At 62.9% G+C, this 12233-nt stretch carries 8 protein-coding genes and 1 pseudogene; 4 read left to right on the top strand and 5 right to left on the bottom strand.

The genetic code is table 11. The features are described 5' to 3' along the window. Position 1: 1 nt before the first annotated feature. Positions 2–465, bottom strand: a pseudogene (locus G6N61_RS30850) (DNA cytosine methyltransferase); the annotation flags it as partial. Between the two features lie 175 nt (positions 466–640). Between G6N61_RS30850 and G6N61_RS14220 the strand changes: the two are divergent. Together G6N61_RS14220 and G6N61_RS14215 are read left to right on the top strand one after the other, a co-directional pair. Beyond that, positions 641–2179, top strand: coding sequence for a GNAT family N-acetyltransferase (locus tag G6N61_RS14220; protein ID WP_235887535.1), 1539 nt, complete (start codon positions 641–643; stop codon positions 2177–2179). Between the two features lie 589 nt (positions 2180–2768). Next, positions 2769–4307, top strand: coding sequence for a hypothetical protein (locus G6N61_RS14215; RefSeq protein WP_163919107.1), 1539 nt, complete (start codon positions 2769–2771; stop codon positions 4305–4307). A gap of 147 nt (positions 4308–4454) precedes the next feature. On the opposite strand, the gene G6N61_RS14210 is transcribed toward G6N61_RS14215, so the two are convergent. Both G6N61_RS14210 and G6N61_RS14205 read right to left on the bottom strand, forming a co-directional pair. Continuing rightward, positions 4455–6863 carry a hypothetical protein gene (locus G6N61_RS14210; protein WP_163919106.1) on the bottom strand — a complete coding sequence of 803 codons (2409 nt, stop codon included), beginning with the start codon at positions 6861–6863 and terminating at the stop codon, positions 4455–4457. A 285-nt stretch (positions 6864–7148) separates the two neighbouring features. After that, complete coding sequence (locus tag G6N61_RS14205; protein ID WP_163919105.1) at positions 7149–8753, bottom strand: MFS transporter; 1605 nt, start codon at positions 8751–8753, stop codon at positions 7149–7151. Positions 8754–8889: 136 nt separating this feature from the next. On the opposite strand from G6N61_RS14205, the gene G6N61_RS14200 reads away from it, so the two are divergent. Further along, a complete protein-coding gene (locus G6N61_RS14200) occupies positions 8890–9327 on the top strand; it encodes a nitroreductase/quinone reductase family protein (protein ID WP_179973678.1) in 438 nt (145 codons plus the stop codon). 12 nt (positions 9328–9339) lie between these two features. Here the strand turns inward: G6N61_RS14200 and G6N61_RS14195 are convergent, their stop codons facing one another. Then, a complete protein-coding gene (locus G6N61_RS14195; RefSeq protein ID WP_163919104.1) occupies positions 9340–10704 on the bottom strand; it encodes an acetamidase/formamidase family protein in 1365 nt (454 codons plus the stop codon). Between the two features lie 197 nt (positions 10705–10901). On the opposite strand from G6N61_RS14195, the gene G6N61_RS14190 reads away from it, so the two are divergent. Beyond that, positions 10902–11513, top strand: coding sequence for a dihydrofolate reductase family protein (locus tag G6N61_RS14190; RefSeq protein WP_179973677.1), 612 nt, complete (start codon positions 10902–10904; stop codon positions 11511–11513). A gap of 111 nt (positions 11514–11624) precedes the next feature. Here G6N61_RS14190 and G6N61_RS14185 read toward each other — a convergent pair whose 3' ends face one another. Beyond that, positions 11625–12227 carry a TetR/AcrR family transcriptional regulator gene (locus G6N61_RS14185; protein ID WP_163919103.1) on the bottom strand — a complete coding sequence of 201 codons (603 nt, stop codon included), beginning with the start codon at positions 12225–12227 and terminating at the stop codon, positions 11625–11627. Positions 12228–12233: the final 6 nt, after the last annotated feature.

Genomic DNA, 12233 nt, shown 5'->3' with positions numbered 1-12233 from the left:
CGCGCAGCTGGGGCAGGCCGAACGCCCGCGCGTCGACCACCCTGTACGGCCACCGGTAGTCGTACTCGTTGAGCGTCTCGGTGAGGTGCCTCGTCGCCGCGCCTCGTTCGAGCTGGAGCATGAACGGCACGTTCTTCAGTAACAGCCAGCGCGGGCCGTCTTTGCGCTTGATCAGTCGGAACACCTCGCCGACGAGACCGGACTGCGAGCCGGTGATGCCCTTCGCCCGGCCCGCCTGCGAGAGGTCTTGATACGGGAAGCCAGCGGCGACGAGGTCGATGTCACGGGGCAGGCCGCGTAGCTTCCGCACATCGCTGCGCAGGTCGACGCCGGGCATCCGCGCCGAAGGACTGCGCTCGCGGCTGGGTCGATCTCGCAGAGCAGACAGGTTTCCCAGCCTGACCTGGCCAAGCCGACCTCCAGTCCACCGATACCGGCGAACAGACCTGCAGCGGTCTTGGTCAACGTGTCCTCCTCAAGCGTCGGCTCCGACCAGTGCTTACCAGGAGATACCGACAGGGTTATCTCGGCGTAGCTGGGTCGATGACCGCAGCGGCCGAAAAACACACTGAGGTCCCGCGATGACCGAGCCAGGCGTGTCAAGACCTGGAATATCGCTGACCAGCGCCATAATTGCCATGTGGCGGGAGGGGCGGACGACGTATCGGATGCGTCCTCTGTGATTCGCTTCCTGCTAGACACCAATGCGTTCATCGCGCTGGAGCCGTTCGCGGGCCATATGGAGCCTGGCATAGGTCCTGCCGCAACCTTCATGCGTCTGGCGATGAAGCAGCGGCACCAGGTATTCGTGCATCCTGCCAGTGGCGACGAGCTCGCGGAGGGCAAGGTCGAGAATCGCGTGCGGCAGCGTATGGCGGAGCTTCGAGAATTCGAGATGCTCGCCGAATCCCACATTCACTCCGACATCAACACCGAGCTCGGACCAGTTGAAGACGACACAAACGATCATCGCGACCGCCGCATCCTGGCGTCTCTGTACTCGAACTCGGTCACGTTCCTCGTCAGCGATGACGGGCGGCTTGGCAAGAGGGCGAAGCGAATCGGGATCGGCGCTCGTGTAGTGACGCTCGCCGATGCGGTAGCGATGCTGGAGGGCTATGAGCCAACCGCGTTGCCCCCGCCGCCGCATGTCATCAAGTTGCCCACGTACGCCCTCAACCTTGAGGACGCGATCTTCGACACCATTCGTGACGATTACGCAGACTTTGACAGCTGGATCAAAAAGGTGCAGAGCGATTCGGAAAATCGGGAATGCTTTGTGGTGCTTGAAGACGACGGCAGGTATGCGGCAATCGCTATCCTGAAGATCTACGAGAACCCCTGCGGCTACGGACTGACGCGGCCCGTCACAAAGATCTCGACTTTCAAAGTGGCGCAGCCATTCTCGGGGAATCGTTACGGAGAGCTGCTACTGAAAGCCGTGCTGCAGTCTCACCACGATCATAAAGCCGGTAGCGCCTATGTCGAGGCGTGGGACAAGCACCAGCCGCTTGTCGACTTCCTCGGAAATTTCGGCTACTTCGAATGCGGACGGTCGCAACGTGGAGAACGTGTACTAGCGAAGGCCTACGAACCGCGTGACGAGTCGGTCGGAGCGCTGGAGTACCACGTCCGGTACGGACCGCCCGCCGTGTCACTCAATGCGTCCGCGTTTGTTATTCGTATCAAGAACCATTGGCACAATCAGCTCTTCCCGGAGTGTGCGATGTCGTCAGCGGTCGAGAAAGGACAGCTCGCTTTTCCCGATTTTGCAGGCGAGCAGATACGCCCGTGGGGCAACGTATTGCGAAAGGCGTACCTGTGCAACGCAAGTACAAACAGGCTGGAGCCGGGGGATATCATCCTTTTCTACCGATCAGGCTTCAAGACCGTAGAAGTCATTGGGGTTGTCGAAGAGACGCTTCGGACTGGATCAGCAGAAGATGTCACGAACATGGTTGGTGGCAGGACCGTCTACAGCGCCGATGACGTCGAAAGGCTCGCGAGTCACTCACGACAAGTTCTGGTCATCATGTTCCGTCGCGACTGGGTCCTAGACGACCCGTGGACCCTCCCGGAACTCCAATTCAGTAGCGTGCTAAACGTGCCACCGCAGGCCGTTCAACAAGTGGGAGAGGCTGGTAAACAATGGATTCACCGTCAGCTGGCCGCCAGATAGTGATGTCAGTGCATCCGCAGTATGCGGAGGCGATTATGGATGGCCGCAAGAAAGTCGAGTTCCGCAAGCGACCGCTTGCCGATGACGTGTCGCTGGTCTGGGTGTATGCCACGGCTCCCGTTCAGAGGATCGTCGGATGCTTCGCTGCGGGTCCGAGCGTTACCGCCGAGCCGAGCGCCCTGTGGCGGAGGTTTCGTAGAGTGGGCTGTATCGATCGAATTGACTTCGACCGATACTACGGAGGCAGTGCGGTGGGTTCGGGTATCCAAATACTAAGTGCCATTCGTCTGGTTGCGCCTCTTAGTATTGGCGACTTGCTTCCTTCCGGTATCCCGCCCCAGAGTTTCGCGTACGTATCTGAATCAAATGAATTGCGGGACAACATATTTTTCGCTTTCACTTCCGAGAATACATGTGCTTAGACCGCCGGAATTGAACCTTGAATCTAACGCCTGGGTGTCGAGTCTCTGCGGAGACATACCCGGGGTGCGGACTGTGAACTACCTTGCAAAGTAACGATAAATCTCTCGGTTTCCGAATCCTTCAACGTGTTCGACAGTCCCGGCTGGGGCATCGAGCACCGCTCAGAGTGACGAATGCGCTCGACCGAGGAATGGCCTACTCCATCGGTCGCAAGAATCACCGCGTCCACATGGGGAAACTTGGCTCGTCCGACCCAACGTGGGACGCCATCAACGGTTTTCAGATTCCAGTCGGCGAACATGTTCGCATTCCTGGTCTTTTCGCCGTCGAGTTCTTTCCACCGAGCGCATCCGAAGAACTCAAACGAATGATCAAGCGCCATAACTGGCACGGTGGCCCCCACGGCACCACTCAGGCGGACTTCGACATCGTGGCAGATGCGCGGTCGGGGGCTGATTGGGTGTGGTGGACGCTGGGAACGTTCGTCGGAATGGAGAGCCATTCGAAGATTCCTGATGCACGAAAATACAAGTTGCCTAGGACATTCGATGCTGTAGCGCTCAACGCTGTGCAGGTAGGCGAATCTATCACAGCAGTCGTAGCCACTTTCTACGTGACTGAGGATGGCGCGCGTCAAGTTGATTCTGTATGGCAGCAGGACTACGAGCCGGAATTCGTCCACGGTCGGGGCGAATGGCCGCTGGCGTACACCGCGCAGGCTATGGCCAACAGACGCACACAGCAGGCGCGCCAATCGATGCATGACATCGCCAGGTCTTGGCTGAAAACTACCTGCCCAGGTTTCTTCGCTGCGAATGGCGAGCCGCAGCCCCTCGTCGACCTAATGCTATTTACATTGCGTGAAGCCACGATCGCACAGAATCTAAGCGCGAGGGATGACCGCGTCTACGGTGCGCTGGGGCTCTCGGAGAATACGTTCACGCAAACGTCGGACGACCTTCCTGGGCTCAATCTCGAACGGGTAGAACCTTTTACAGTCCACTACATCGACACGCGTCGTACTTGGGCACTGTGGGGCCAGCGTCAGTCGATCCTCGACCGAGGCAAGCATCATTTTGCAACGTACGGCGAGATTGACCGGTGGGATAACTGGCCCATAGTCAATTACGTGCGAGAAGGTCTACAGAACAGCTTGCTTCGACTATCAATCTCCGAGATGCTGCGCGTCTACCACCGGCTGTACGCGACCATGCGTGACGGCGCTCGAAGCGAACACGGACGCTACTCGATGAAGCAACTTGAACGGCTGCGAGGCGACCTACTGACGCTCAGTTTCAACATCAACAGCATCGGAAGAGACATCAAGGTATTCAACGACGCCAAGTGGCTGGAAGACGGTGACGCTCAGTTCACACGTCGAGCAACGCCGTGGGTTCAGACGCTTGACGCGCTTCGAGGCGGCCAAACGACCGTACCGGCAGTTGAAATGAGCGACGAGTTGGCCGCGGAGCAGGCCGAGACGATGAAGCAGTTGATGGACGATGACGCTCAGTATCGAGGCATCTTGACGGCGACGGCGTCGCTGTCGTCGTCTATGCAAAGCATGCGGGTATCGCGTACAGCGTTGAAAGTGTCCGTCCTCTCGTCGACAGTCGCGGTAGTCACCCTGTTGACGACGAATGCGACAGTGCAATCGCTTGGGGTGAAGGTTTGGACCTGGGTATCTGGTCTCGGATTCTGGTAGCGGTTCACGGCCGCAGGTATGGCTAGACGCGGACCGCGCACGGTGGTGGGGCAACCCCCGTGCCGCCACCCGCGGAAACTATCGGCCGAAACTGCTCATTTCGGTCAGCACGGTTCTGGGAATCTTCGGTCCGCCGTGTGTATCGCGCTAAGTCTGCTCAAGTGCGTCGATGACTTCACTGCCGCCGAGCCGAGTGACGATTCGCAACGTAGGCGGCCGCGCTGGCCAGCTTTCATCAGCGATCGCTGATCTCATCGCGGATATCGACTGAGCTTCCCAGACGTCGGTAGTCGTTGCGAGAATGATCTGATCGGCTTGGAAGAGGCGTGCCGCCCGCACTCGTTTCGTAGCGGCTGCGTTTCTGTCGCTCCCGAAAGTGCCGTTTGACTTGGCTTCGGCAATGACGAGTTGGCGGTCCACCAGTGCTAGAAGGTCCGTTTCGACTTCTGAGCTTCCATCGGCTCGCTGTAACTCGAACTCTGGCGCGTCGGTGAAGGCGCGCCGAGAAGAAGTCCGCAGATGCGCCGAAAGGAGTAGTGGAACATCGCCATTGCCCTTGAGAAGCGCACGGGCGGTTGGGTGTAAATCGTAAAACCATCTTGGCTCGCTCACTGGTGAACGCCAGCGCTCGCGTTCGAGGGGGTAGTCGTCAGTGCATCTGGGGCAGCGGATCGTGTTCCCGAGGTCTTCGATGTTGGTGAAAGCCAGGTGATTACAGAATGGGCATCGAAGGATCAACCCTCGTCTCAGGACTCCCCATCGCAGGAGTCGGTCGATCTGGTCGCGTGAACTCGCGTTAGGGGGAACGCTTTGCTGGGCGGGGCCGGCCTGCTGACTCTCGCTCGACGAGTTGCGCGTTCGGAGGCACAATCCCTCGAAATGGAGGTAGCCCTCTTCGCGAGCGCTGTCGAGCACGCAGCCTGCTTGGTCGGGGTAGGCGTCCCTTGTGGCGCCCTTGGCCTGGAATGCTTTTAGCGCCGGGAGAAGGTCGCTTGCGATGAGTTCGGTCAGCGCTTGTCTGCCACCCATCATCTTCGCGATCACTGTTGCTTGTGTCCCTGCAACCGATGGCTTCACAGTCAATCCGTTGGTCTGCGCCCGCGCGCTTGCCCATTCGAGTAGCGATGGGTAGCGGAGAAGTGGGCGCGTGAGCGATTGTGAGACGGTTGCGCCGACGGGTATTACGTCCGACCTGTACGCCCCGTAGGAGATTCCGTTTCGGCTTGCGCGAACTCGCGTTGGTTGTGAGTCTTCGCCATTTGCCAACAGATTTGGCTCGGGAATCGCGGTCGTGACTGGAATATCGTGATCGCGCACTGTGACATCGACGAACCAGCTTGCACTTTTCTCTAACGGCTCCAATCCCCTTACGCCGATGAGGGGAACTCTAGGTAGCATCGCGAACGCAATCGTGCCGGAATCTTCATAGACCGTCGTCGACCACTCATGGGCGAGATTCTCCGCGAGAACATAGTGGGTTTTGAAGTAACGCGAAAACGGCAGCGACTCTGCCGGAAGAACGACGGATTGATCTGGCGGTGGTACGACATCCTGCTTGAGTGATTCTTGTAATGAATTGCGACACTCCTCAACTCGTGCTGTCAACTCTTCACGATTGAGTGATGTAGATGTGAATAGAACTCTGCGAAATCTGGGATAGGCGTCAGCTGCCAGAGTGTCGATGCCCCGCAAGATGTCACTCCGTATTGTGTTGTCCGTCCACCATTCGTCTGGCAGCCATACACCCATTCCGTACGTTCGATCCCAGGCCATTGCGAGCGCGAAGTCGTCGGGTTCATCACCCCACACCACGACTGCATCTGCACGACCCGGCCCCCACCCCTGTGCGCCTTCAAGCCCACAGAGGGTAAGCGCGAGGTCTGTGGCATAAGTCCCTTCGAAATTGTCGCGATTCGTGATGCCAGTCAGGTTCGTAGGGTCAAAGGTCGAAGACGCTAGACGCCGGACGGCCCTTCGCAGAATTGCTGGGTCGACATCCCGCGAGCCCGGAGTCGGTGGCTCGGGCAGTCCCCAACGTGAGGCAGCGGCGAGTCCGATGGAGCTGACGACTGCGGGGTTGACGCCGATCGTTATACCGGGTGGGCGAGGGTTCATTGCGTCATCAAGAGCGGTGGGGCGGCCAGAGCCGGGTTTACCGTGCTCGAAGAGAATTTCCCAAAGGTCCGACGGGCTGGGCGACGCGACGGACTGCTCGTTGGCGATCGGTGACCGAAAATTCGAGCACTGGGCCGAGATGGCGATTTGCGCAGCCATAATCGCTGTTCGATCCGCCTGCGACATTGGCCAACTTCCCGGCGGAACGAGCACGGCGTCGGGGTCGTACTCCCTGAAAGCAGCCAACAGCGCGGGATGAACGTCTTGGGTCGCGGCCGGGTAGACGACGAATCCTGCACCGCCCCATGTTGTTGACAGGACGTGCATTCCATTCATGGCCGCGAGATGCCAGTTGTCGGTTGCGGGAACGACGAGAACGACACGCGGCGCGCGCAGCCCCATGCTTGCCACGGCGTGCGAAGGAAGGTCTCGGTCGCTCATGATGTTGTGCTACCCCCGCAAGGTTGCGTTGACGTCGTTAGTGCGGCACCCACCCTAACTTCGGCGAACGGTCCGAGAACCCATTGCCGACAGCGACTCAGCGGCTATGCAGGAGTGATTGGAGCCTTCGCAAAAGTACGTAGGGGGCATGCACCATGAGACTCGGCTGAAAAATGGTGTCTGAACTGGGTGAATGTGTGTGCCGCCGGCAGGATTCGAACCTGCGGCCAGCGCCAGCTGGCTCTGGCCGGCAAGTTCAAAGCGCGATGACGCAAATTTTTCCGCTCACCGCCCCTCCCGCACCGCCAAGTAGTGCTCCGACACCGCCTCCCCGTCAACGACTCGCTCCACCGCCTCCTCAATGAGCCGGTCCTGCCCCGTGAGCCGGATGTAGTGCTGGTGCATGTGCTCGCCCCACGACCGCACGATGAACGTCTCCACGAACGTCGATTCGTGTTCGATGCTGCGGAACAGCCGCCACTGCGACGCCCCGGTGCGCTGACGCGACCGGCCCAGCACCGCCATCGCCGACAGGAACGCCTCCTCGTTCGAAGCCGCAACCCGATACGAGGTCAAAATCAAGACCGGCCCGTCCAACGGCTCCGGCTCGAACACCAGTGACGGCTCGGGCCAGTGCGAGGACGGCGACAGGTCCAGATCGCTGGTCTTCGCGTGCAACGGCCACCACAGCGACGACAGGCCGCACACCACCAGCAGCGCCGCGGCCACCAGCAGGCTCGTCGAACTCGACGTCGCCCCGGCGAGCACGCCCCACACCACCGAACCGATGGCCTGCCCACCCATGAAGATCAGCTGGTACACCGACAGCCCGCGGGCCCGCACCCACGCCGGCAGGCTCAGCTGCATCGAGGCGTTCAGCGTCGACAGCGACATCAACCAGGACGCACCGCCCACCACCAAGGCCAGGAACACCGCCACGACGTTCGGCACCACGGCCAACACCACGGAGGCGACCGCGAAGCCCGCAGCGCCGACGGTCAGCAGCACGTTCTGGCCGAACCGCGCCCGCAGCCGTCCCAGCAGGAACGCCCCGGTCACCGCGCCTAGGCCGAGTGCGCCCAGCAGCAGTCCGTAGCCCGCCGACGACAGACCCAGGTTGTTCGCCGCGATCACCGGCAGCAGGCCCCAGATCGCACTGCCGGGCGCGATGAACAAAGCCGCCCGCAGCAGAATTCGCCGCACGATCGGCGAGCTGCGAATGAACCGCCCACCCGCACTCAGCGCCGCCAGCGCCCGCTCTGGCGGGTAGTCGCTCACCACGCGGGGGCGGCGCCACCAGACGAGCACGAACACGATCCCGATGAACGACACCGCGTTGAGCGCGAACACCAGCGTCGGGCCCGACAGCGACACCAGCACGCCGGCGATCGCCGGTCCGATCGCCCGGGCGCCGTTGATGCTCATGCTGCCCAGCGCCGCTGCGGCCGGAATCTGCTCGGCCGGAACGAGATCGGGCTGGATCGCCTGCCACGCCGGTGCCGTCAGCGCCTGCCCGCAGCCGATGACGAACAACAACATCAGCAGCACCGCCGGCGTGGTCAACCCGAAACCGGTCAACGTCGCGAGCAGCCCCACCCCGGCGGCCATCGCCCCCTGCGTCGCGATCAGCAGTCGACGCCGGTCGATCAGGTCGGCCAGCACCCCCGAGGGCAACGCCAGCAGCATCACGGGCAGCGTCGTCGCGGTCTGCACCAGCGGCACCAGCACCGCCGCGCGCGGGTCGCCGACGAGCATCCACTGCGCCCCGACGGTCTGCATCCACGTGCCGAGGTTGGAGACCAGCTGCGCGATCCACAGCGCCCGGTAGACCGGCGACCGCAGCGGCGCCCACGTCGAGGTGGACCGAGTCGTTTCGCCCGCCGATGTCATGCGCTGCTCCCGTGTCTGGCCCTCGGGCCACTCTAGGAGCCGTGACCTCGTTCTGCGTCTGACCGCTCGCCGCTGCGTGCAAACATCAGGGTCGCAGCGCTACGAAGGACCGGCCTAACGTGCCACGATGGACACCATGTCCGACGACGACCCGATGACCTCAGAACGTGAGTTCAACACGCGCAACATCGCGGAGTTCCGCGCCAACGACGGGAAGGTGAGCGGCCAGTTCGAGGGCTTCCCGCTGCTGATCATGACCTCGACGGGCGCCAAGAGCGGGGAACCCCGCGAAAACCTGATCGGCTACTTCGACATCGACGACACTATTTACATCGTCGGCTCGGCAGCCGGCCGCGACGCCAGCCCCGCCTGGGTGTTCAATCTGCGCGCCGACCCCACCGTCACGGTCGAGATCGGACCCAATCCGCCGACCCAGATGGTCGCCCGAGAACTGCCGAAGGCGGACCGGGACAACGTGTATGCGCGCATCGTCGAACTCGCACCCGGATTCGGCGAATACGAGAAGCGGACCGACCGCGTCATCCCCGTCTTTGAGCTGGCACCGAGCGCCTGACCTACGCGGCTGCTAGGCGAAGTGGCTCTTCGCGATCTGTGCGTGCACGCCGACGGTCTTATCCACCACCTGGCTGATGGTGAAGTTCGCGGCGGCGGAGAGATAGGCATAAGCGGTGGCGCGGTCCATGCCGCGGTCGTCTTCGAGGAAGTTCAAGGCATTGACGACCGCGCGTCGCATCGCTGCGTTCAGATCGCTGCCTTGACCGTTGGCCGCACCGTCGGGATCGGACAATCCAATCGGGATCCATGAGTCCTGGTTCTCGGCGAACGGATACATGTAGGCGACCGACGGGGCGTCGCCGCTGCCCTTCTTGCAGACCGTCAACCGGAACGTGCCCCGCAACGACCCCTCCATCGCCGTGAGCGCGACTTCACCGTCGCCCATCGCCATGTGCGGATCCCCGACGTAGAACAACGCGCCGTCGGCGAACACGGGCAGGTAGAACGTCGAACCTGGCCCCAGCAGCCCGATGTCGATGTTGCCTCCGCCTAGGGTGGGCGGTATCGAGTTGGCGTTCGGTGACGTCAGGCCGGGAGCGTTCGCGTACGCCACGCCCATCATCCCCATGAACGGCCGCAGCGGAAACCGAACGGCCGCATTGCCGAACGGCATCACACCATGTCCGTCTTCGACGGCGGTGAAGGTAGAGACGTTGCCGTACTTGGCCGGATTCTTCGTGTTCCTGCCATCCGTCGCGCGAGGCGGCATCACCTCGTCGAGTCCGATCCCCGCTGGCGCCTCTCCCTGGGCGGTCACTCCGAGCGCTCCCTTTCCGTGCCGGCTGGAGACCACGCCGTAGGGGACGCGAGGGGTGGCTTCGAGGGTCTCGATCTTCAGGACGTCGCCGGGCTGGGCTCCTTCGACGAAGATCGGGCCGGTGACCACGTGCGGCCCATCCACGTCGAAGTTCCGTGGCGTGCGGTTGTATTCGGACGCAATGTCCACCGCATCCTGCAGCACGTCCGATTCGGCGACGCCGTGAGAACCGAAGTACTCCCGGGGGTTTCGTCCCTGATCCTCCAGGATCCCCTCATGGGACAACGCGTCGATGGTGACGGTTTGCCCCGAGTCCATGCGAAGCACCGACTGCGATTCGACTGTGGGGACGTAGCCCCACAGCACCTGGTCGGGTTCGGAACTCAGGTAGTGGTCCCCGGGTCTGTCGCCGGTGCCCGGCTGCAGGATCGCGCCGCCACCCGGGGTCGGAGTGCCCGACGGCGTGGCACTGCTGCCGCCGCCTCCCGGTGAGGAGCACGCCGCCGCAGTACCGGCGATGCCGAGGCCGACCACTCCGGCCACTGCCTGAGCGAACCCCCTGCGTCCGATGCCGCGGGCAAGGGTCTCGGCGGCGTGTTCAGCAAGCGGTTGTGACATGGTGCTCCCAGTTCGTTCGATGGACGGGACGTTGACCCGACCCCGCTGGGGTTCCCGGATTGCATTTCTGACAGATTGCTGTGACGTAAAGGTTGCCGGTCCGGCCAGGCATCCCAGAAACCGGGACGACGATGAGTTTGGCCCGCTGCTCGGGTCTGCCTGACGTCATCACCCGCACCCTCGAAATGGAGCCCGCCGTGCCCCGCACCAACCTCTCGATGTCGATCTCGGCCGACGGCTACGTCGCCGGCCCGAACCAGAGCGAGGAGCATCCGCTCGGCGTCGGCGGCCAGCTGCTGCACGGCTGGCACATCGGTCCCGACGCGGAGCACCCGGTCAACCGGCAGGTGGTGTCGGAGATGCTCGACGGCATGGGCGCGACCATCATGGGCCGCAACATGTTCGGGCCGGTGCGCGGTGACTGGGGAGACTCGGACTGGACCGGGTGGTGGGGCGACGAACCGCCGTACCACTGCCCGGTGTTCGTCCTGACCCACCACGCCCACGACCCCATCGCGCTCGAGGGAACGACGTTCCACTTCGTCACCGACGGCATCGAGTCCGCCTACGCCCAGGCCGTCGAGGCGGCGGGGGACCGGCCGATCAGCATCGCCGGCGGCGCGTCCTGCGCCCGCCAGGCGATCCAGGCCGGGCTCGTCGACGAGATCGACCTGCAGGTGAGCCCGGTCATCCTCGGGTCGGGGGAGCGGCTTTTCGACGGCTTCGAAGCGGGCACCCCGCGCCTCGAACTCGAGCGCGTGCTCGAGGCGCCCGGGGTCGCGCACCTGCGGTACCGCGTGCTTCGCTAGGCGCTCGGGAATCTCGCGAGATCGACACCACGGTCGTGGCCCCGGGCCGATTCACGACGCTGGTGTAGACCTCGCGAGGACGCTCGACGTGCGCTACCCGCGCAGCCACACCTAGAAACCGGCAGTGCCTGCCTCCCCAACCCCCGCACCCCGCCGCAGCAGCGCCATCGACCGGCCCATCGTCGCGCGCGTGCGCTTCTGGTCGCCGACGTGGACGTGCTCCAGCACCGCCATAGCGAAGGCGCCGTAGTAGGCCTGTTCCAACGCTGCCGCGTCATCCGCCTCAGCAAGAGTGCCGTCACCCACGGCCTCCCGCACGATGCGCCGCAGCCGCGCGCGCAGCTCGACCACCTCGGAGAACGTCGACGTCGGATACCGCAGCAGCAGAGTGTAATACGCACCGACGTTGTCGACGTCATCGAAGAACATCGTCAGGCAGTCGTCGTAGAACGCCTCGACCCGACGCAGCGACGGCTCGCTCTCGGACGCTGCGAGGAACGCGTCCCAGCGCGCGGACAGTCGCTCGCCGAACACCCGCAGCAGCAGCTCATCCTTATTGGAGGCGTAGAGGAAGATCGTGCCCAGCGCGACACCCGCGCGTTCGGCCACCTGCCGCATCGTCACCGCCGAGAACCCCTGCGCCGCAACCAGGTCCCACGTCGCGGCGAACACCGCCTCACGCCGGCGCCGGCTCTCATCCTGGCGGACGGCCATGCGACG

Source organism: Mycolicibacterium arabiense (assembly GCF_010731815.2).
GTDB lineage: Bacteria > Actinomycetota > Actinomycetes > Mycobacteriales > Mycobacteriaceae > Mycobacterium > Mycobacterium arabiense.
This window is presented reverse-complemented; position numbering and strand designations above follow the sequence as displayed.

Coding starts and splice junctions, on each gene's coding strand:
- G6N61_RS14210 (WP_163919106.1), bottom strand. CDS start 6,863: ATGAGCGACCGAGACCTTCCTTCGCACGCCGTGGCAAGCATGGGGCTG.
- G6N61_RS14205 (WP_163919105.1), bottom strand. CDS start 8,753: ATGACATCGGCGGGCGAAACGACTCGGTCCACCTCGACGTGGGCGCCG.
- G6N61_RS14200 (WP_179973678.1), top strand. CDS start 8,890: ATGTCCGACGACGACCCGATGACCTCAGAACGTGAGTTCAACACGCGC.
- G6N61_RS14195 (WP_163919104.1), bottom strand. CDS start 10,704: ATGTCACAACCGCTTGCTGAACACGCCGCCGAGACCCTTGCCCGCGGC.
- G6N61_RS14185 (WP_163919103.1), bottom strand. CDS start 12,227: ATGGCCGTCCGCCAGGATGAGAGCCGGCGCCGGCGTGAGGCGGTGTTC.